At 47.2% G+C, this 19378-nt stretch carries 22 protein-coding genes; 18 read left to right on the top strand and 4 right to left on the bottom strand.

All coding sequences use genetic code 11. The features are described from left to right. The first annotated feature begins 71 nt into the window (after positions 1–71). Both uxaC and RIG68_RS19895 read left to right on the top strand, forming a co-directional pair. On the top strand, positions 72–1472 hold the full coding sequence (gene uxaC, locus RIG68_RS19900) for a glucuronate isomerase (protein ID WP_350126245.1): 1401 nt from the start codon (positions 72–74) through the stop codon (positions 1470–1472). A 53-nt stretch (positions 1473–1525) separates the two neighbouring features. Next, positions 1526–2833, top strand: coding sequence for an MFS transporter (locus RIG68_RS19895; RefSeq protein ID WP_350126242.1), 1308 nt, complete (start codon positions 1526–1528; stop codon positions 2831–2833). A gap of 3 nt (positions 2834–2836) precedes the next feature. Here RIG68_RS19895 and RIG68_RS19890 read toward each other — a convergent pair whose 3' ends face one another. Further along, the gene (locus tag RIG68_RS19890) at positions 2837–3862 is read right to left on the bottom strand and encodes an LLM class flavin-dependent oxidoreductase (RefSeq protein WP_350126239.1); all 1026 of its coding nucleotides are present in this window, start codon (positions 3860–3862) and stop codon (positions 2837–2839) included. Between the two features lie 145 nt (positions 3863–4007). Further along, positions 4008–5099, bottom strand: coding sequence for a DUF1573 domain-containing protein (locus RIG68_RS19885; protein ID WP_350126236.1), 1092 nt, complete (start codon positions 5097–5099; stop codon positions 4008–4010). Positions 5100–5225: 126 nt separating this feature from the next. Here RIG68_RS19885 and trpS point away from each other — a divergent pair, with 126 nt between their 5' ends. From trpS to trxA, 6 genes are all read left to right on the top strand, one after another. Then, positions 5226–6197 carry a tryptophan--tRNA ligase gene (trpS, locus tag RIG68_RS19880; RefSeq protein WP_350126233.1) on the top strand — a complete coding sequence of 324 codons (972 nt, stop codon included), beginning with the start codon at positions 5226–5228 and terminating at the stop codon, positions 6195–6197. A gap of 124 nt (positions 6198–6321) precedes the next feature. Further along, positions 6322–6522 carry a YgaP family membrane protein gene (locus tag RIG68_RS19875; RefSeq protein WP_350126230.1) on the top strand — a complete coding sequence of 67 codons (201 nt, stop codon included), beginning with the start codon at positions 6322–6324 and terminating at the stop codon, positions 6520–6522. Positions 6523–6549: 27 nt separating this feature from the next. Beyond that, complete coding sequence (locus RIG68_RS19870) at positions 6550–6810, top strand: rhodanese-like domain-containing protein (protein ID WP_350126227.1); 261 nt, start codon at positions 6550–6552, stop codon at positions 6808–6810. 4 nt (positions 6811–6814) lie between these two features. Further along, positions 6815–7126, top strand: coding sequence for a rhodanese-like domain-containing protein (locus tag RIG68_RS19865; protein WP_350126224.1), 312 nt, complete (start codon positions 6815–6817; stop codon positions 7124–7126). Between the two features lie 94 nt (positions 7127–7220). Beyond that, on the top strand, positions 7221–7472 hold the full coding sequence (locus tag RIG68_RS19860) for a hypothetical protein (RefSeq protein WP_350126221.1): 252 nt from the start codon (positions 7221–7223) through the stop codon (positions 7470–7472). Positions 7473–7476: 4 nt separating this feature from the next. Beyond that, entirely contained in the window at positions 7477–7779 is a 303-nt protein-coding gene (gene trxA / locus RIG68_RS19855; RefSeq protein WP_350126218.1) for a thioredoxin, read from the top strand. 54 nt (positions 7780–7833) lie between these two features. Here the strand turns inward: trxA and RIG68_RS19850 are convergent, their stop codons facing one another. Next, positions 7834–8697, bottom strand: a complete 864-nt coding sequence (locus RIG68_RS19850) for an alpha/beta hydrolase (protein WP_350126215.1) — start codon at positions 8695–8697, stop codon at positions 7834–7836. A 164-nt stretch (positions 8698–8861) separates the two neighbouring features. Then, positions 8862–9278, bottom strand: a complete 417-nt coding sequence (locus RIG68_RS19845) for a hypothetical protein (RefSeq protein ID WP_151998525.1) — start codon at positions 9276–9278, stop codon at positions 8862–8864. Positions 9279–9464: 186 nt separating this feature from the next. Here RIG68_RS19845 and RIG68_RS19840 point away from each other — a divergent pair, with 186 nt between their 5' ends. From RIG68_RS19840 to RIG68_RS19795, 10 genes are all read left to right on the top strand, one after another. After that, positions 9465–11198, top strand: a complete 1734-nt coding sequence (locus tag RIG68_RS19840) for a phospho-sugar mutase (protein WP_350126212.1) — start codon at positions 9465–9467, stop codon at positions 11196–11198. 178 nt (positions 11199–11376) lie between these two features. Then, entirely contained in the window at positions 11377–12357 is a 981-nt protein-coding gene (locus RIG68_RS19835; protein WP_350071022.1) for a calcium/sodium antiporter, read from the top strand. A gap of 78 nt (positions 12358–12435) precedes the next feature. After that, positions 12436–13158: a carboxypeptidase-like regulatory domain-containing protein gene (locus RIG68_RS19830; protein ID WP_350126209.1), complete on the top strand. Its 723-nt coding sequence runs from the start codon at positions 12436–12438 to the stop codon at positions 13156–13158. A 166-nt stretch (positions 13159–13324) separates the two neighbouring features. Beyond that, complete coding sequence (locus RIG68_RS19825) at positions 13325–15763, top strand: ABC transporter permease (RefSeq protein ID WP_350126206.1); 2439 nt, start codon at positions 13325–13327, stop codon at positions 15761–15763. A 152-nt stretch (positions 15764–15915) separates the two neighbouring features. After that, complete coding sequence (locus RIG68_RS19820; RefSeq protein WP_350126203.1) at positions 15916–16833, top strand: aldo/keto reductase; 918 nt, start codon at positions 15916–15918, stop codon at positions 16831–16833. Next, the gene (locus RIG68_RS19815) at positions 16830–17921 is read left to right on the top strand and encodes a Gfo/Idh/MocA family protein (protein ID WP_350087547.1); all 1092 of its coding nucleotides are present in this window, start codon (positions 16830–16832) and stop codon (positions 17919–17921) included. The genes RIG68_RS19820 and RIG68_RS19815 overlap by 4 nt, the downstream gene beginning before the upstream one ends. Position 17922: 1 nt before the next feature. Beyond that, positions 17923–18153 (top strand): DUF4177 domain-containing protein, encoded by a 231-nt coding sequence (locus tag RIG68_RS19810; RefSeq protein ID WP_350126200.1) that lies wholly within the window; start codon positions 17923–17925, stop codon positions 18151–18153. A gap of 67 nt (positions 18154–18220) precedes the next feature. Then, on the top strand, positions 18221–18514 hold the full coding sequence (locus RIG68_RS19805; protein ID WP_350126197.1) for an RNA polymerase alpha subunit C-terminal domain-containing protein: 294 nt from the start codon (positions 18221–18223) through the stop codon (positions 18512–18514). A 7-nt stretch (positions 18515–18521) separates the two neighbouring features. After that, on the top strand, positions 18522–18872 hold the full coding sequence (locus tag RIG68_RS19800; protein WP_350126194.1) for a DHCW motif cupin fold protein: 351 nt from the start codon (positions 18522–18524) through the stop codon (positions 18870–18872). Between the two features lie 96 nt (positions 18873–18968). Further along, positions 18969–19322 (top strand): YciI family protein, encoded by a 354-nt coding sequence (locus RIG68_RS19795; RefSeq protein WP_350087559.1) that lies wholly within the window; start codon positions 18969–18971, stop codon positions 19320–19322. Positions 19323–19378 lie beyond the last annotated feature (56 nt).

Genomic DNA, 19378 nt, shown 5'->3' with positions numbered 1-19378 from the left:
CCTCAATATTTTAATCACATGCCTATAGGATGCATGCAACCAACAAGACTTCTTACGATTAACACCTAAACATGAACCCAACCTTTTTAACCGAGGACTTCCTTTTACAATCGGAAGAAGCAAAACAACTATATAACAAGCATGCTAAAAATGCTTCCATCGTAGACTACCACAATCACCTTTCGCCAAAAGATATTGCTGAGAACCGTCAGTTTTCAGATCTTACTGAAATCTGGTTGGAGGGCGACCACTACAAATGGAGGGCAATGCGAATCAATGGCGTTGATGAGCGCTACTGCACCGGCAATGCCTCGCCTGAAGAGAAGTTTGTGAAGTGGGCGGAGACAGTGCCAAAAACCATGCGCAATCCGCTTTACCACTGGACTCACCTGGAGCTTCAAAGGTATTTTGGTGTGACAGAACTTCTCAACGGTAAAAGTGCCCGGAAGATCTATGAAGATTGTTCCAACATGCTGCAAAGGGAAGATTTCAGGGTGCAGGGCTTGCTGGCAAAAATGAAAGCAGAGGTAGTTTGCACAACGGACGATCCCTGCGACGACCTGCACTACCATGAGGCAATGCAGTCTTCAAAAACGCTCAAAATGCTGCCAGCCTTCCGGCCGGACAAAGCATATACATTTGCTGGCTCCGCATCGTATGCTGCCTATGTGCAAAAATTAGCAGAAGCCTCTTCTGTCAGCATCAGCTCTCTTCAGGGCCTATTCACAGCCCTTGAAAACAGAGTAAATTACTTTCATGACCACGGCTGCCGTGCGGCAGATCACGGGCTGGAGACGCTCCCTTTTAGCAACATTACCGAAAAAGAAGCTGAGAAGCTTTTTGTTCAGGCTTTGGAAGGGCACCCGCTTACTACTGCTGAAGCAATTGGTCTCCGCTTTATTATCCTAAGCCACCTCAGCACACTTTACCACAGCAAAGGCTGGGTACAGCAATTTCACCTTGGAGCCTTAAGAAATAACAACGACAGGATGCTACGGGAGCTTGGCCCCGACACTGGCTTTGATTCCATTGGCGACTTCCCACAGGCTCAAACCATGGCCAGGTACTTCAATCACCTTGATAGCTCAAACCAGCTAGCTAAAACCATCCTCTACAACCTCAATCCGGCCGATAACGAGCTATTCGCCACCATGACTGGCAATTTCAACGACGGAACAACTGCCGGGAAAATGCAATGGGGAAGCGGCTGGTGGTACCTCGACCAGAAAGATGGCATGGAGAAGCAAATGAACACACTGTCTAACATGGGCCTTCTCTCTGTTTTTGTGGGGATGGTTACCGATTCCAGAAGCTTTCTGTCCTTTCCCAGGCACGAATACTTCAGAAGAATACTTTGCAACCTTATCGGCGAAGATGTGAAAAACGGTGAGCTTCCAAATGATATGGAGCTGCTCGGTCAAATGGTAGAGGATGTTTGCTACAACAACGCTAAAACCTATTTTGGTTTTTGATTCGTAGCAACATTGCAACGAATCCAACGCATTTTCGAAATTAGCCAACGCACATGCCAGCCGACTCTTCTCATTCGCTCAAATCAAGCGTAATAAAGAACTATCGCTGGTATGTTTGTGCCTTATTGTTCTACGCCACCACCCTCCGGTATGTGGACCGACAAGTCATAGGCATACTTAAGCCTACGCTGGAGCAGTACTTTGGCTGGAGTGAAATCGACTACAGCCATGTGGTGATGGCTTTCACAGCCTCTTATGCTTTGGGATTACTCAGCTTTGGCGGACTCATCGACAGAATCGGAACCAAATTGGGCTACTCCCTTTCGTTGATCATTTGGAGCCTTGCTTCCATGGCACATGCAATAACCACGAGAACTATTGGCTTTGCCTCAGTAAGAGCCGTTCTGGGCCTCAGTGAGGCTATGAATTTACCCACAGCCATCAAAACGGTAGCGGAATGGTTCCCCAAGAAAGAGCGGGCGTTGGCTACTGGTATTTTCATTAGCGGCACCAACGTTGGAGCTATTGTGGCGCCCATCCTCGTACCCATTATCGTCTCCCTATGGGGCTGGGAAGAAGCCTTTATACTTACCGGAGCCATGGGGTTTGTATGGCTCGTCTTGTGGTGGAGATTCTACGACATCCCGGTATCGCAAAAAAGACTAAGCAAGGAGGAATACGACTACATCCACAGCGATGATGAAGAAAAAGATGAAAGTACCGCAAGGGTTTCGTGGCTCAAACTGCTTTCCTTCCGTCAAACCTGGGCATTTATTGTCGGCAAATTCCTTTCAGACCCCATTTGGTGGTTCTTCTTGTTTTGGCTTCCCTCCTACTTTGTCAATGCCTTTCAGGTCGACTTCACCAAGCCAAGTCTGCTGCTGGCGATTATTTACACAGCCACCACCCTGGGTAGCATCGGGGGTGGCTACCTGTCGAGCTGGCTAATCAAAAAGGGTTGGCCCATCTTCAAAGCCAGAAGAGTGTCCATGCTTGTCTTTGCCCTTTGCGTCGTCCCGATTATGTTGGCGCAGTTCTTAAGTAATTTATGGATCGCCGTCGCATTAGTCAGCCTGGCGGCGGCATCGCATCAGGGTTGGAGCGCCAACATTCTCACAACCATAGGAGATGAATTCCCAAAAAAGGTCATCAGCAGCCTGATTGGTATTGGCACATTAGCGGGCGCCCTTGGTGGTGTGCTGTTTCCAATTGTTGTGGGGCGGTTGCTAGACTACTACAAAGCGCTTGGAGACATTAATGCCGGCTACAGCGTGCTTTTCATCATTTGTGGGTGCGCTTATGTGGTAGCGCTCATACTGATGCACCTCATTTCCCCCAGACCTGCTACGATAAAGATCTAGCCGCTACCCCTGAATCAACGGTTTTATTCTCGTACCAATCAGGTCATAAGCCTGCATGGTTTTTTCATGAGGAAGGTTGGCATTGTCCATTTGGAAAGTCACCCGATCTATGCCTCCTAATGCCTCGCTGTGCCGTAAAATTTTCTCAGCCACTTCCTCGGGGCTTCCCAAAAGCAACGAACCCAGGGGTGCCCGTGCCATTTCAAATCGCTCTCTGGTCATTGGTGGCCACCCACGCTCTTTCCCCAGTCTCGTCATGTTGGCCGAAAAGCCCGGGAAGTAGTCTGCTATAGCTTCTTCTGTCGTGTTTGCCACATACCCCAGGGAGTGCAGCCCTACTTTCATTTTGTCTTCTGGATGGCCGGCTTCCAGCCAGGCCTTTCTATACAAATCAACCAGCGGGCGAAAACGATGCGTATCGCCGCCGATGATGGCCACCATGAGAGGCAATCCAAGCATACCAGCCCTGGCAAATGACTGCGGCGTGCCTCCCACTCCCAGCCAAATAGGCAATGGGGTTTGAACTGGTCTTGGGTAGATAGGTTGATCCACGAGCCTCGGCCGGAATTTACCTGACCAGTTGGCAATTTCATTGTCACGGATATGCAGCAGAAGCCCCAGCTTCTCAGCAAAAAGCTGATCATAGTCCTTCAGGTCGAAGCCAAAAAGAGGAAAGGCTTCGATGGAAGAGCCCCTGCCTACCACCATTTCCGCTCTGCCTTTGGAAATGAGGTCGAGCGTCGCATGGCTTTGGAGCACCCTCACCGGATCGGCAGCGCTTAGCACTGCTACGGCGCTTGTTAGCCTTATGGTTTTAGTACGAGCGGCCGCCGCCGCCAGAATGGTGACGGTAGAGGAATCGAGGAACTCCCTGCGATGATGTTCACCAATGCCAAACACATCCAACCCAGATTTATCCGCATGTTCAATGCGTTCAAGCAAATTGGCCATCGCCTGCATGCTGTCTGCCTCAACACCGGATTCACTATCCGACACAATCGAAGCAAAGCTGTCTATTCCTATTTCCATATGACAATTACTGTTTTTGACACAAAAACACTTCGGATGAACACAGACTCGTTAAAGTAAATTCCCGTCATTTAGAAGCGGGTCTCTTAAATGCAAAAAGCCGCTCTGGAGCGGCTTTCATACTGTGTGAATTTTGAGATACTTTTTACTCTACATAAGCCTTCACCGTCAGCGTCTGCGCTGAGGCTGTTGGGTCATTGGAGAAAATTGTAATGGTCTTCTGTTGTGTTCCCTTTCGTCCTTTGGGGTCGAAGGTAACTGACAGTTTACCGGTTTCGCCCGGCTTTAAATCCTCTTTGCTTACGGTAGAAACAGTGCAACCACAGTTGGTTCGGGTGTCTCTGATATTGAGTGGAGATTTGCCTGTATTGGTATAAACGAAGTCAAACGAAACGCTGGCGCTTTGCTGAATCCTTCCAAAATCATGAGTCACTTCCTGAAACGACAACCTCGCTGCTTTGGCTTTTTCGGCATCTGTCATCGGTGGAAAATACTCTTCTATCGTGGCCAGCACATAAAGAAGCTTCTCACCATTCTCTGACTCATCAGTAAAAAGCTTCACGTTATCGGAATTGTAGCCAAACCTGGCTTTTTCTTTTGCATCATAAGTAACCACCACCTTGCCTACCTTCTTAGGCTCCAAAATCAAAGGATCATACGACACCTTGATGTGAGCCGGCGCTTCTATGTTCTCTTTGAATGTGATGGCTGCGTCGCTGTCGTTATATACCTCAAATTCTTTCGTTATGGGCTTTTCAGTTGTAATCACACCGAAGTTCATCGACCGGTACTTGAACCGGGTGTTTCCCAATTTGCTCGGATAGTCATCGGCAGGTGTACGGGGCTTGGGCGTCACATTGCCCTTGATATACAAATAGCTGGTGGCACCGGCAGATGAGTTGCTGGTAACGGTTAGCGACTTTCGAAACGACCCCGGGCGGTTGGCAGGGTTGTACTGCGCTTTGACAAAACCTTTTTCTCCGGGTAATACAGGCTCCTGGCTCCAACCCGGAGTAGTACAGCCACACGAGGCTTTCACACTGGATATCACCAGAGGTGCATTGCCTTTGTTCACAAACTCAAAAGTGTGGGTAATGGGGCCTTCCTCTTCCTTTACATCTCCAAAATCATGTTCTGTTTCGGTAAACTCGGCAACAGCGCCACTTTGCGCTATCGCATTGCTCGCAGCAAAAAACAGCAAACTGCTCACCAAAAATGTAAATACCAGCCTTTTCATTGTCTCCATATTTTTCATCCTAAACTTGTTACGAAATAACGCAGTCGGCAGTTAACGATCAACACTTATCACTATTACTGACGCATCAACGTAAGATTTTTATTTACTTTGCCCAAAATTTGATCAATGGCAAGGATACTTACAGGCATACAGAGTTCAGGGAAACCACATTTAGGTAATTTGATGGGAGCCATCATTCCGGCCATTGAACTTTCAAGGCAGGAAAAGAACGATTCCCTCTTCTTTATCGCTGACCTGCATTCGTTAACCAGCATCAAGGATGCCGATGTAAGAAGAGAAAACACCAAAGCAGTTGCCGCTGCCTGGCTTGCCTGTGGGTTCGATACCGACAAAAATATATTCTATCGTCAGTCGAGGGTAACAGAGGTAACGGAGCTGGCCTGGCACCTGAGCTGCTTCACGCCATTTCCTATGTTGCAGAACGCCCATTCGTTCAAGGACAAATCGGACAGGCTGGCTGATGTCAATGCTGGGCTTTTCGTGTATCCTGTGCTGATGGCAGCTGATATCTTGCTCTATGATGCCAATGTGGTGCCGGTAGGAAAAGACCAGCTGCAGCACCTGGAAATGGCCAGAGACATCGCAGGGGCTTTCAACAGCCGCTATGGCGAGGTGTTTGTTATGCCGGAAGCCCGGATTGACCAGCAGCTTATGACAATACCGGGTATCGATGGTCAGAAAATGAGCAAGTCTTACGGCAACACAATCGATATTTTTGCCTCTGAAAAGGACCTCAAAAAACAGGTGATGTCTATCGTAACAGACGCTACTCCTCTGGAAGAGCCGAAGGATCCTGATACAAATAATGTATTCAGACTTTACAGCCTGCTGGCATCACCTTCCGATGTCGAAGCTATGCGGGGTAAATTCCTGGGAGGCAACTACGGCTACGGCCATGCCAAAAAAGAACTACTGGAACTAATACTTGCTCACTTCGCCAAAGAGCGAGCAACCTTTGACTACTTCATGACTCATGAGGATGAGTTGGAGGCCAAACTACAGGAAGGAGAGGCAAAAGCCAGAGTGATTGCCCGAAAGGTGTTAGATAGGGTGAGGGACACTCTTGGGTTCAGCTAACTACAGGACTGAAGGCTTCTTTTTTCAAAAAAAATTCCAACGTAACCAAAGTCACATACTTCGCCCGATTGCTGTCGGATATTTGTATCGTATTAGAACATAAACCTCTAATCATACGACTATCATGAAAGCAAATATGGGTTCAATCGACAAGGTGATCAGAATTGTTTTGGCACTGGTCATCGGCGCACTTTACTACTTTGGGCAGTTGTCCGGTATGGCCGCCACTATTTTATTGATACTTGCGGGCGTTTTTATTCTCACAAGCTTCATTGGAGTTTGTCCGCTTTATCTACCGTTTGGCATTAGTACAAAGAAAAAATAATCTTATTAAATAAACTTTATATCTAAAATGAGTAAGAACGCAACAGTAATAGACGTGCGTACTCCAGGAGAATTCATGGGTGGACACGTACGGGGATCAATCAACATTCCATTACAAGACATCACTTCAAAAGTTCAGGAGATCAAGAAAATGGCTCAGCCTATCATTCTTTGCTGCGCTAGTGGCAACAGAAGTGGCCAGGCAACTGGTTTCTTAAAAGCCCAGGGGATCGACTGCTCTAACGGCGGTTCGTGGCTTGAGGTAAATATGGAAATGGTCAACAGCTAATCATATGATTCAAACAATAAAAAACATGCTAGGCATGGGGCCATCTGTTGATTTAAAGCAGTTGGTGAAGGACGGTGCCATCATAGTGGACGTTCGCACAAAAGGGGAATATACTGGTGGCCATGTAAAGGGTGCTATCAACATCCCCCTTCAGGTGCTGGGAAATAACCTTGGAAAGTTGAAGAAAGAAAAGACCATTATAACCTGCTGCGCATCGGGCATGCGAAGCGGATCAGCTAAAAGCCTTCTTAAATCCAAAGGCTACACCGTGCACAATGGCGGTGGCTGGATGAGCCTTCAAAATAAATTAAGATAACTACCCAGTTAGACAAGTAAGCTTGCAGTTCGAGAAAGCAGTCGTTTAAACACTTCAGTCATACGCCTGCAAGCCTTGTTTTTCTCCAGACCTTATGACAAAGATCTACGAATTAGTGACCACGGGATGGCATTTTGCGAGGTGGCTCAGGCTTGGATTTGGAGTTTTCCTGGCAGCCCAGGCTATTCAGTTAAGCGATGTGTTGTCAGGCGTTCTGGCTGCGCTTTTCCTGTTTCAGGCTGTCACCAATACCGGGTGTTGTGGAGCCGGTGGCTGTGCAGTACCAACAACTTCAAAAAAAGAGAACTTACCTGACCAGGAAACGGTTTATGAGGAAGTGAAATAACATTATGAGCAAGCTATCATTTTCTGAATTGATAAAAAGTGAGCAACCAGTATTGGTTGACTTTACTGCCAGTTGGTGTGGGCCATGCAAAGCAATGGCTCCAGTGCTGGATGATGTGAAACGTAAATTGGGGGACAGGGCCAAAATCATCAAAATTGATGTGGACAAAAACCCAAAGGCAGCGCAAAGCTACCGGGTAACGGGTGTTCCGACTTTTATTCTTTTTAAAGGCGGGCAAATCAAATGGCGGCAGTCAGGCGCAGTGCCTGGCTATCAGCTTGAGAAGCTCTTTCGGGAACATGCATAAGGTTTCCAGGTAAACAACACAATAAAGGGCGGTCTTTCAACCGCCCTTTTGTTTTTACTTCTGGTGAAAGGTGTCTGACACAAAAGACAACACCGTTGGCAAGGCTGTTCGCCAGTAGGTCCAGTTGTGGCCACCGTCTCTTATTCTGAACTCATGAGGCACCTCTTTCTTGCGCAGGGCTATATGAACCAGCGAATTGCCTTCGTATAGGAAGTCGTCGTCGCCACAGTCAATATACCACTTCACTGACTTCAGCTTTTCAGCCTCCATGCCGTCAATGATCTTATTCACACCAAACTTGTCGTAGTAATCTTCCAGCTGGGCTTGCGTAGGGTTTTCAGTGCCGCTTCGTTCCAGCCACCGGCGACCGTCCTCAGGAGTGAGGGGGCCTGTGCTGGCACTCAATGGACATGCCGAAGAGAATAACTCAGGGTGGTGCAGCGCATAAATAAACGTGCCCCCACCTCCCATGGACAGGCCAGCCACTGCTCTGTTGCGCTTGTCTGCCTTGATCCGATACGTTTTTTCCACATGAGGCATTAACTCCTGAAAAAAGAAGTCCTCGTAGTTCCACTTGCCATCGATAGTATTGAAGTAGCCCCTCACACCGGTGTCAGCATCGGGCATCACAATGATCATGGCTGTGGCCGTCCCATCCAGAATGGCCTTGTCGGCAATCCGCAGCACCTCACCAAACTGCACCCAGCCGGTTTGATCATCGCCAGCGCCATGCAATAAGTAAAGCACAGGGTAGCTGCGTTGCGACGTCTCATAGTCTGGTGGCAGATAGATAGCGAACTTGCGTTCGCTCTTCAGTATTTTACTTGTAACAGTAAGGTTGTCGAAAACTTTGCCGGTTTGGGCCAGCAGATTACCTGCAAAGCACACAAAGGCGGCAAGAATAAGGTGTTTTTTCATTATTAAGTAGGTTTACAAATGATCTGACAATAGTCGGGCACGTGTGTGCCTGGTCAGATAATGATAGCCATTTTCGGGCGAACGACCTACAGAAAATATACTACACCCTTCTCACAGAAGGAAACGGTTATTTTGATGTTTGAAAGAATGTAGATTAACCCTGGTTACTCCGCTTTCCAAACAACCTGCTGATTCTGTGCATCAACAATAAGTACCAGGCGTGTAGGAGCAGGAATAAGAACAATCCTTGTTTTTTTATCAGGAAAGTCATCCATATCCACCGGCACACCCTGATTGGTCAGCGTGGTGTAAGTAACCTTTCCGTCTGCCTCCTTCTTAATGTATTCATTTGCCAGATAGGCTATTGGCAGCAACACCTCACTGTCGGGGCAGAATTCATCATGCACATCTCTAAGCGCCTCCTCAATATAGTCGCCGTAATTCTCAACAAACTCATCTTCCTGGTCGTGAAGTAACTCCTCAAGGTCATCGTACTTTGGGTCGTCGTAGCTAAGTCCGCTTAAGGCAATCTTTGTTTCTACCAAGTCAATGAGAGCCTTGTCAAGTTTATTGATATCCATATTCGAAGCTTTCTTAAGAGATTATTCAATAGGTTTAAAGCGCACAAACTTTGGAATACTTACTTTAAGATTCAAGCAAGCCTTCAGATTTTTAGCATTGCCTTCATTTTTACTGAAGAAATCCGAAGACCCTTTTGTCTTGAAAACATATCTGCTAAATTCCCCTCTCAAAATAACTGAACATTTATGGAACAGCAAGCCCTGATAAAAGCGAAACAATGGCTATCGAGCAAAAACCTTGACGACGCAGCCAGAAAAGAAGTAGAGGCCATGGTCGCTTCTACCGACAAATCCCAGTTGATAGAATGCTTTTATAGAGACCTTGAGTTTGGCACAGGCGGCCTCAGGGGCATTATGGGCACTGGATCTAACAGGATCAATAAATACACCATAGGCATGGCCACCCAGGGGCTGGCCAACTACTTAAAAAAAACCTACCCCGGCAAGCAAGTAAAAGTGGCCATTGCTCACGACAGTCGTAACAACAGCCCATTCTTTGCTCAAACAACCGCCGATGTATTTTCAGCCAATGGCTTCAAAGTGTATTTTTTTGACGCACTTCGTCCCACTCCCGAGCTTTCCTTTGCCATCCGTCACCTTGGCTGCCAAAGTGGTGTAGTCATCACAGCTTCTCACAACCCTAAAGAATACAACGGTTACAAAGCCTACTGGAACGACGGCGCACAGATGATTGCACCGCACGACAAGAACACCATAACCGAAGTAGGTAATATCAAGAGCATCGACGACGTAAAGTTCGCACCAAACAACTCGCTTATTGAAAAGATAAGCAAAGAAGTAGACGAGCCTTACCTTGAGGCGATCAAAGCTGGAAGCCTTTCGCCTGATATCATCAAACGGCAAAAGGATCTGAAAATAGTCTTCTCGCCCATCCATGGCACGGGCATTACATTGGTACCCGAAATCCTGAAAAGAATGGGATTTGAAAACGTAACCATTGTAGACGAACAGGCCACGCCCGATGGCAACTTCCCCACGGTGGTGTATCCCAACCCAGAAGAAGCTGAGGCTATGAGCATTGCTTTGAAAAAAGCGAAAGCCATTGACGCTGACCTCGTAATGGCCACCGACCCCGATGCAGACAGAGTGGGCATAGCAGTGAAAAATGACAAAGGCGAATTTCAGCTCCTCAATGGCAACCAAACGGGAGCCCTGCTGGTATACTACCTGCTGGAGCAGTGGAAAAACAACGGCAAACTCGACGGCAAGCAGTTTGTGGTAAAAACCATCGTCACCACCGACCTCATTGCCAAAATCGCCGACGGCTACAAAGTAAAATGCTACGAAACACTCACCGGCTTTAAGTTCATTGCTGCTTTGATCAGAGAGCTCGAAGGCAAGGAAACCTTTATTGGTGGTGGCGAAGAAAGCTACGGCTACCTGATAGGCGATTCTGTGAGGGACAAAGACGCCATTGCCTCGTGTGCTTTCATTGCGGAAATGACTGCTTTTGCCAAAGATAAGGGAATGAGCCTGTTCCAGATGCTGAATGAGATGTACCTCAAATTTGGCTACTACAAAGAGCACCTCATCTCGCTCACAAAGAAGGGAATCAAAGGGCAGGAAGAGATCAAACAAATGATGGACGACCTGAGAGCCAATCCACCCAAAACGATCAACGGTAGTAAACTGCTCAAACTAGCAGACTACACATTGCTGGAGGAAAGGGACTTTGTGACAGGCAAAACTTCCAAATTGGATTATCCTAAGTCCGACGTGATGCAGTTTTTCACAGAGGATGGCAGCAAAATCTCCGCAAGGCCCTCAGGAACAGAGCCAAAAATAAAATTCTACTTTAGCGTAACCACACCGGTGAAAACTGCTGAAGAGCTCAAAAATGCCGAAGGCCTTCTGATGAAAAGAATTGATGGCATCATCGCTGATATGAAATTGAAATAGCAGATTTGCCGCTTTTTCTTGAAAGGCCCATGCACCCATGGGCCTTTCTTATGTACGCTTTTTGCATTTTTGAATATAATCCTGGACTATTCATCCCTGATTTCGTGCTGTATTATATAACTAAATCTAAAAATATTTATATTAGTATACCTTATTTGAACTATCGACCTCATTGACCGTGGAAATACTAATCAATATCGTTTTAGTTATTGTAGGATTCGTCCTCCTTATCAAGGGGGCAGACTTTCTGGTAAGCGGAGCCTCGTCCCTTGCCAAACGATTTCATGTTTCAGACATCGCAATTGGATTAACCATAGTTGCCATGGGCACCTCCGCCCCAGAGTTGGTGGTGAATATCATATCGGGAACGGAGGGCTACGATGGAGCGGTGTTTGGCAACATCATTGGGTCAAACATCTTCAACATGTTCCTGATTCTGGGAATTGCAGCTGTTATCTACCCCATCTCTGTTCAAAAGAGCTCCCTTTGGAAAGAAATCCCCTACTCCCTTCTCGCCACGCTAGTTTTCTTTGTTCTCGTCAACGATGTCCTCTTTTTTGGAGCAAAAGAAAACATCCTTAGCATAGTCGACTCCGTGATTCTGCTCGTCATGTTTTCCATGTTCCTGCTCTATATCTTCTTTAATCTCAAAAAAGGAGGAAGTTCGGAAGAGGAAGAAGATATTGTGGTCTTTACCAGTGTGAAGACGACACTCATGGTCATTGGCGGATTGGCCGGCCTTACTTTTGGAGGGAAGCTGATTGTTGACAATGCGGTGGCGATGGCCCGTTTTTTTGAAGTCAGCGAAAGGCTAATCGGTTTGACTATTCTCGCAGCGGGCACGTCCCTGCCCGAGTTAGCCACCACCGTGGTAGCTGCCCTGCATAAGAAGTCAGACCTGGCCATAGGCAACATCATAGGCTCCAACGTTTTCAATTTATTGCTGGTGCTAGGAACCTCGGGTCTTGTGAGCTCTGGATATAGCCCGTTGACTTTCGACACGGTGCTTAACACTGACCTTTATGTAATCATGGGCGGCACCATGATGCTCTTCGTTTTTATGTATACTTTCGGAAAATACAAGCTGGACAGGGCTGAGGGCTTCCTATATCTCCTTTGCTTCTTTTCGTACACCTACTACCTGTTTATCCGTTTATAATTAGCGTCGTTACAACTATTTCACCTGTTTTGGCATTCTTATAGAGAACCGTAATTTCGTGCTCTCAAAAAACCTGCAATGCGCCAATCGGGAAACCTGATTCTTACTCTTCTTTTTGCAGTTTTGTTCCATGGCAATAGCTATGCACAATCGAGCTCGGCCGATTCAGTGTTGGTAATTGGACAGGTACTGGAAGACGAGAGTTATACCGGCCTTCCTTTTGCTCACATAACGGTGAAGGAGCGAGCTACTACTACCGACTTTAAAGGTATTTTTAAGGTGCGGGTGGGCAAAAGTGACACGGTGAGTGTTTCGTACGTTGGCTACAAAACGCAGCAGCTGACTATTCCAAAGGGATTGAATTCGCCCGTTTTTGAAACCAAGCTGATGCTCCAAAAAGACACCATCATGATGGAGAATGCCAATATTACGGTGCTTCCCGCTTCCATCGAAAAGTTTAAGCAAGCCATTCTTTCCCTCGAACTCTCGGACCAGGAATACAAAAACGTGGAAAAGAACATGGCGGCACTTACGCAGCAGGTGCTCATTTATGACTACCGCAAATACAGCATGGATGCAGCCGAGAACCAACGGGCTGCCATGGCCGGCCCTCAGTCATTTAACTTTCTTAATGTTTTACGAAAGGTGAAGGATGCGTTGGTTGACCCAAATAAAAATAAAGACGAGCTCCCCACCCCTCCTCCTGTGTACTACGACTCACCCGTGCTCCCCGACACCAGTCCCCCCGACTCCCTGCTGATCCAAAAAGCCGATACCACGCAGCGGGTAATTAACAACTGACCTCCGACGCAACCCTTCATCACTATTTTGCATCTGCCATGTAACCATGGCAAAAGCAATGTTGTCAAATAGATGCAAAACAATTTAATGGTAAAGAAAGCTACCTTGCAATACAACCTACCGTCGCCTTTTCCGTTGATGTTATCAAACTCAAAATAGGACTACTATGCTAACCAACTACTTACTCATTGCTTTTCGCTCGCTGCGAAGAAGCAAATTTTTCTCTCTCATCAACATACTGGGGCTGGCCATTGGCATCTGCTCCTTCCTGCTGATCATCTTTTTTGTACAGGATGAACTCAGTTTCGACAAGCACCTGCCGCATGCAGAACGAATGTACCGGATGGACATGACTGGTCGGTTTGGCGGTAATGAATTCAATATCGCAGTCATTAGCGCTGCTCAGGGGCCGCAAATGAAGGAAGATTTCCCCGAAGTGGAGGACTATGTGAGGTTCAGAACCAGGGGCTACTTTCTGGTTAAATATGGTGAGGATGTGTACAAAGAAGAAAGTGTGGCATATGTTGACGCCAATGTATTCGATTTCTTCGGCGTCAACATGATATCAGGCGACCCAGCCACCGCACTGAAAGAACCGAAAACGCTGGTTATTACAGAAGCCCTTGCCAAAAAGCTTTTTGGAGATGATGAGGCCGTGGGTAAAGTGGTAAAGATATCGAACGATCAGGATTACAAAATCACTGGTGTGATGGCACCTTTGCCTCAAAACACTCATTTCCACTTTGATATTCTGGCGAGTATGGAAACACTTGATGAAGCCAAAAATGCGATATGGTTAAGTCAAAATTTTCAAACTTATTTCCGCCTGGCTGAAGGCGCTTCGGTGGAAAACCTGGAAACCAAGTTCCCTGAGATGGTAGAGAAATATATTGGGCCGGAACTGGAGCGCTTCATGGGCGCATCTATGGAAGACTTCGCAGAGGCTGGTAATAACATCGGCTACTACATGACGCCCGTTACCGACATCCACCTCCATTCTCAGGTCGATGCCCAATTAGGCCCTCCGGGCGACATCAAATATGTCTACATCTTTTCGGCGGTTGCCGCTTTCATTCTGATCATTGCTTGCGTCAATTTTATGAACCTCGCTACAGCCCGCTCTGCCAACAGAGCCAAGGAAGTGGGAGTCAGAAAAGTAATGGGCGCCTACAGACATAACCTGGTCAGTCAGTTTCTTTTGGAGTCCTTAATTATCACCGCTATTTCCTTTGTAGTGGCTATTGGACTGCTGGCAGTTGCCTTGCCCTACTTCAATGAGCTTACCGGGAAAGTGTTCAGCCTAGGCATTCTTGCCACACCCACGTTGGCAGTCTCGTTGGTGGCAATCCTGATAGTTGTTGGTCTTTTAGCCGGCAGCTATCCGGCATTCTTTCTCAGCGCCTTTCAGCCAGCCAGTGTCCTGAAGGGAAAGCTAAATATTGGCATGAAGAGCGGCTCACTTAGAAGTGTATTGGTGGTGCTACAATTCTCTATTTCTATCTTTCTGGTGGTTGGTACACTTATCGTTTTCGATCAGCTCGACTATATTCAAACAAAAAAACTGGGCTACGATCGTGAGCAGTTGATCGTGCTACAAAACACGTACGTACTGGACAAGTCAATCGAATCATTCAAAAATGAGGTTGTAGCCAACGACTACTTCCAGAGTGGTTCTATTAGCGGCTTTTTACCAATCAGGTCAAACAACAACAATAGTGCGATGTTCCCGGGAAGAAACCCAAAGAGCAACAGCACTACATCCCTTGCTATGTTTTATGTAGACTACGACTATATCCCAACCCTGGGCATGGAGTTGATAGAAGGGCGTAACTTCTCAAAGGACTTTGGCACAGATTCTACAAGTATCATCATCAACGAAGCGACTGCCAAACAATTTGGAATAGCCGACGATCCCATTGGACAGGAGTTGGGCACCTTCGACGGCGAAGGCAGTAGCCCGGAAAATCCAACAATCGCAGTGTTTAAAGTCATAGGGGTTGTCAAAGACTTTCATTTTGAGTCGTTGAAAACAGACATAAGGCCTGCTGTCATCTTCCTGGGCGAAAGCACCAGTAGAATTACTTTCAAGCTGAATACCATTGAATATGCAGAGGCCATTAGCTTCCTTCACAGTAAATGGGATGAGTTTGCCCCGGGCCAGCCATTTGAATACGCCTTTTACGATGAGGAATTCAATGCTGAATACAAGGCAGAAGAAAAAATCGGGGAGATATTCGGGATTTTTGCAGGACTGGCCATCTTCATTGCCTGCCTCGGATTGTTTGGTCTTGCGGCCTTTACCGCCGAACAACGCACCAAAGAAGTGGGCATCAGAAAAGTGCTGGGCGCATCCATTAGCTCCATTATTTTACTGCTCAGCAAGGAATTCATGAAGCTGGTGCTGATTGCCTTCGTGGTCACTGTGCCCCTGGCCTGGTTTGCCATGGACGCCTGGCTACAGGACTTCGCCTACCGCACTACTATTGGCGTGGGTGTATTTGCCCTTGCCGGCGGCCTGTCTTTCGTTATCGCCTGGCTAACGATGAGCGTCCATTCTTACAAAGCAGCTGCAATGAATCCCTCAAGTTCTTTGAGAACGGAATAGAGAGATAACTTACAGGAACTTTGTTGACGAACACCCTGATTGGTTGAGTGCCAGTCAGGGTGTTTTTGTTTCAAAGCCTCTAAATCAGTAAATTAGTTTCTCTTCTCTACTTGTACAGTTAGTTATTCGATTACCGCATCATTTTTAAACTAATGACAAGAGAATCATTTTTGAAGACAAGCCTGTTAACAGCAGCCGGCCTCTATCTCACTCCTGGCCTCGTTTCCGCTTTGGGTAACCAGATGTTAATGAAAACAATTCCATCAACCGGAGAACAAATCCCTGCCATAGGAATGGGTTCCTGGCTGACTTTCAATGTAGGCCAATCGGAGAGCGAAAGGGCCCCTATGAGAAATGTGTTGAAAGAATTCATCAGCCAGGGAGGCCGGGTGATTGACAGTTCTCCTATGTACGGCAGGTCAGAACAAGTAATTGGAGAGCTTGCAGCAGAGCTGGAAGTAACGGATAAGCTTTGGGTAGCAACGAAAGTTTGGACACAGGGTAAGGTTGCTGGCAAAGGACAGATCGAAAATTCGTTGGGCTACTTTCGGAAATGGCCCTCGGTGCTTCAGGTACACAACCTTGTAGACCTGGAGACTCACCTGGAAACGCTTCGGTCTTTGAAAGAAGAAGGCAAACTCAAATATGTCGGCGTTACTCATTACCTCGACCATACCCACAAACAATTGGCTGAAATTATCAAAAAGGAAAAGCTGGATTTCATTCAAATCAACCTTTCCATTCGCAGCAATGCAGCCGAAGACTACCTGCTTCCACTTGCCGCTGATCATGGTGTTGCCGTCATTATCAACCAGCCCTTTGAAACTGGTGGCCTTTTTAACTATATTCAGGGAGTTTCTTTGCCTGACTGGGCAAAGGAATATGGTATTAATAGCTGGGCCGAATATTTTTTAAAGTATATCATATCAAACCCTGCTGTTACTTGTACCATTCCCGCCACCACACAGGTGGCACATGTGAAAGAGAATATGGCTTCTTGCTATGGTGAGTTACCTGATCAGGCTACAAGAATTAAAATGAAAGACTATTTCAAAAAAAATGCCCTATGAGTAACAGAAGAAAATTTATCGGACAATCGCTGGTCGGCCTGTCAGGCCTGGCTTTGAGCTCTCATGCTTTTGCCAATATCATCGTTCCCCGCCAAAAGGATAAACTCGGCGTAGCCCTTGTGGGGCTTGGCTACTACAGCCGTGACCTGCTGGCTCCAGCCCTACAGCTCACCCAAAACTGCTACCTTGCTGGCATTGTCACAGGCACGCCGTCCAAAATCCCTGAATGGCAGCAGAAGTACAACATCAAAGACAAAAACGTTTACAACTACGACAACTACGATCAGCTAGCCAACAACCCGGACATAGACGTGATTTATGTTGTCCTCCCCCCCTCCATGCACGCCGAATACAGCATAAGAGCTGCCAATGCTGGCAAGCATGTGTGGTGTGAAAAACCCATGGCGATGAGTGAGGCCGAATGCCAAAGCATGATTGATGCCGCCAGCAAAAACAAAGTGAAGCTGAGCATAGGCTACCGCATGCAACATGAGCCCAATACAATTCAAATCATGAGGTTTCAAAAAGACCAAACCTACGGCAAAGTGCAAAAGGTGACCGTTGCTGCCGGCTACAGGGAAGGGCGCACCGACCACTGGAAGCAGATCAAAGCAATGGGAGGCGGTGTAATGTACGACATGGGTGTTTACCCTCTCAACGCTGCCCGATATGCTACCGGACTGGAACCAATAGCCGTCACAGCCAAAGCCTCCACAACCAGGCCCGAGATTTACCATGAAGTAGAGGAAACCATTGTATTCGATCTTGAATTTCCGGGCGGAGCCACAGCAGCCTGCGAGGCCAGCTTTGGCAGGGGCATGAATGCTATGCAGGTCGACTGTAGTAATGGTTGGTACAAGCTGGAGCCATTCTCTGCCTACAGCGGCATTGATGGAGTAACAAGCGACGGCATTAAGCTGAACAAGCCGATCAACAACGAGCAAGCCAAACAAATGGACGACGATGCCATGGCCATTATGAAAAAGCAGGCCGTGATGGTACCTGGAGAAGAAGGACTTAAAGATATTCGGGTAGTGGAGGCTATTTACCGATCCGCAAAAGACGGGGGAAGAGTGTCGATAGGATGATATGCAGAAATTTGAATATAAGATCGTAACCATAAGCGTTGCCCACCTGAAAAAGAAGGACTTCCAGTCGGAGCTGAGTCGCAACTTTGACGAGTGGGGAGGCGAAGGCTGGGATTTGGTGAAGTTTGAGCCCGTAACTGAAAGCTGGTTTTTATTTGATCGTGGAAGTACTACTGAGTTCATTGTGATCTTCAAAAGGGAGAAGAGCAGTGGGCTTCCCCACGTGCATTAACCATTTCGATGAAGATCCGGCCAGGTAAATCCTTTTTCATAATTTCAGAACACGCATTCCTTCTCTCATGACTCCTCCCGAAAAAACACTCAGAACTTGTAAAAAGGGCCATCAATACTACAAGAGCAGCGACTGCCCCGTGTGTCCCATTTGTGCCAATGAAGAAAAACCAGATGATGACTTTCTGAGCACGCTTGTGGCGCCGGCCAGACGTGCCCTGCAGGGAAAGGGTATCACCACCGTGCAGGCGCTCGCCAACCACACCGAAGCAGAGATAATGCAACTTCATGGTATGGGGCCCTCCACCCTGCCGAAGTTGCAACAAGCCCTTGCATCTGCCGGGCTGTCTTTCAAACCCTGAGCATACAATGAACATTCCTTTCCAAACCATCGACTGGGATTCAGTGCCCAAAACCGAGCATCCTGGTGAAACCGGCACCTCCTTTTGGCAAACACTCCAATTGCCGGGGTTGAGAATGCGTATTGTTGAGTATGGGGCTGGCTACCTCGCAGATCACTGGTGTCAGAAAGGGCATATTGTTTACTGCATTGAGGGTGAATTTGAAACCGAAATGGAGGATGGTCAAAGCTTTATTTTGAGTAAAGGAATGAGCTATGTGGTTTCCGATGGGTTAAGCTCCCACCGCTCAGTGTCAGAAAAGGGTGTGAAGCTACTGATTGTAGATGGCGATTTCCTGAAAACTGAAAGTCTTTCCTAACTTCCCGAAAATAATTTCTACTACGTGTCCAATTGATCGATACTCATTTGATATGAGGGTATAAATCAATTATCTGAAACATTAAAGATTACTATCATGGATGAGTATGTATTGATCATGAGGCATGAAGACGGGGCCAAAGTGGCCTCGGCCGAGCAAATGCAGGAGTGGATGAAGCAAACCATGGACTGGATTGGTGGTATTGCAGCGCAAAACAAATTTGTTAGTGGCACCGGCCTTCCCTTCGACAACGCACGGGTTGTGAATTCGAAAAAGGTCGTGACCAATGGCCCCTTCGGCGACATCAAGGAAACCATCGGCGGTTTTATTACCGTAAGGGCAGCCTCGGTGGAAGAAGCTGTGGAGTTTGCCAAAGGCTGCCCTGTGCTTCAAGGTGAAGGCAATAGCATGGAAGTGAGGCGAATTGCCAAAAATGACGGGGTTCATTAGTTCGTCGTGCCACCAGCTAAGGCTGTGGGCACGACTGTGGTGCCCACAGCCTTAGC

Source organism: Imperialibacter sp. (genome assembly GCF_040222385.1).
Classification (GTDB): domain Bacteria; phylum Bacteroidota; class Bacteroidia; order Cytophagales; family Cyclobacteriaceae; genus Imperialibacter.
The sequence above is the reverse complement of the archived record's forward strand: the minus strand, read 5'-3'. Positions and strand labels throughout refer to the sequence as shown.

Bases quoted from the DNA above. Each gene is read 5' to 3' on its own strand.
- uxaC (WP_350126245.1), top strand. From the start codon at position 72: ATGAACCCAACCTTTTTAACCGAGGACTTCCTTTTACAATCGGAAGAA.
- RIG68_RS19895 (WP_350126242.1), top strand. From the start codon at position 1,526: ATGCCAGCCGACTCTTCTCATTCGCTCAAATCAAGCGTAATAAAGAAC.
- RIG68_RS19890 (WP_350126239.1), bottom strand. From the start codon at position 3,862: ATGGAAATAGGAATAGACAGCTTTGCTTCGATTGTGTCGGATAGTGAA.
- RIG68_RS19885 (WP_350126236.1), bottom strand. From the start codon at position 5,099: ATGAAAAGGCTGGTATTTACATTTTTGGTGAGCAGTTTGCTGTTTTTT.
- trpS (WP_350126233.1), top strand. From the start codon at position 5,226: ATGGCAAGGATACTTACAGGCATACAGAGTTCAGGGAAACCACATTTA.
- RIG68_RS19875 (WP_350126230.1), top strand. From the start codon at position 6,322: ATGAAAGCAAATATGGGTTCAATCGACAAGGTGATCAGAATTGTTTTG.
- RIG68_RS19870 (WP_350126227.1), top strand. From the start codon at position 6,550: ATGAGTAAGAACGCAACAGTAATAGACGTGCGTACTCCAGGAGAATTC.
- RIG68_RS19865 (WP_350126224.1), top strand. From the start codon at position 6,815: ATGATTCAAACAATAAAAAACATGCTAGGCATGGGGCCATCTGTTGAT.
- RIG68_RS19860 (WP_350126221.1), top strand. From the start codon at position 7,221: ATGACAAAGATCTACGAATTAGTGACCACGGGATGGCATTTTGCGAGG.
- trxA (WP_350126218.1), top strand. From the start codon at position 7,477: ATGAGCAAGCTATCATTTTCTGAATTGATAAAAAGTGAGCAACCAGTA.
- RIG68_RS19850 (WP_350126215.1), bottom strand. From the start codon at position 8,697: ATGAAAAAACACCTTATTCTTGCCGCCTTTGTGTGCTTTGCAGGTAAT.
- RIG68_RS19845 (WP_151998525.1), bottom strand. From the start codon at position 9,278: ATGGATATCAATAAACTTGACAAGGCTCTCATTGACTTGGTAGAAACA.
- RIG68_RS19840 (WP_350126212.1), top strand. From the start codon at position 9,465: ATGGAACAGCAAGCCCTGATAAAAGCGAAACAATGGCTATCGAGCAAA.
- RIG68_RS19830 (WP_350126209.1), top strand. From the start codon at position 12,436: ATGCGCCAATCGGGAAACCTGATTCTTACTCTTCTTTTTGCAGTTTTG.
- RIG68_RS19825 (WP_350126206.1), top strand. From the start codon at position 13,325: ATGCTAACCAACTACTTACTCATTGCTTTTCGCTCGCTGCGAAGAAGC.
- RIG68_RS19820 (WP_350126203.1), top strand. From the start codon at position 15,916: ATGACAAGAGAATCATTTTTGAAGACAAGCCTGTTAACAGCAGCCGGC.
- RIG68_RS19815 (WP_350087547.1), top strand. From the start codon at position 16,830: ATGAGTAACAGAAGAAAATTTATCGGACAATCGCTGGTCGGCCTGTCA.
- RIG68_RS19810 (WP_350126200.1), top strand. From the start codon at position 17,923: ATGCAGAAATTTGAATATAAGATCGTAACCATAAGCGTTGCCCACCTG.
- RIG68_RS19805 (WP_350126197.1), top strand. From the start codon at position 18,221: ATGACTCCTCCCGAAAAAACACTCAGAACTTGTAAAAAGGGCCATCAA.
- RIG68_RS19800 (WP_350126194.1), top strand. From the start codon at position 18,522: ATGAACATTCCTTTCCAAACCATCGACTGGGATTCAGTGCCCAAAACC.
- RIG68_RS19795 (WP_350087559.1), top strand. From the start codon at position 18,969: ATGGATGAGTATGTATTGATCATGAGGCATGAAGACGGGGCCAAAGTG.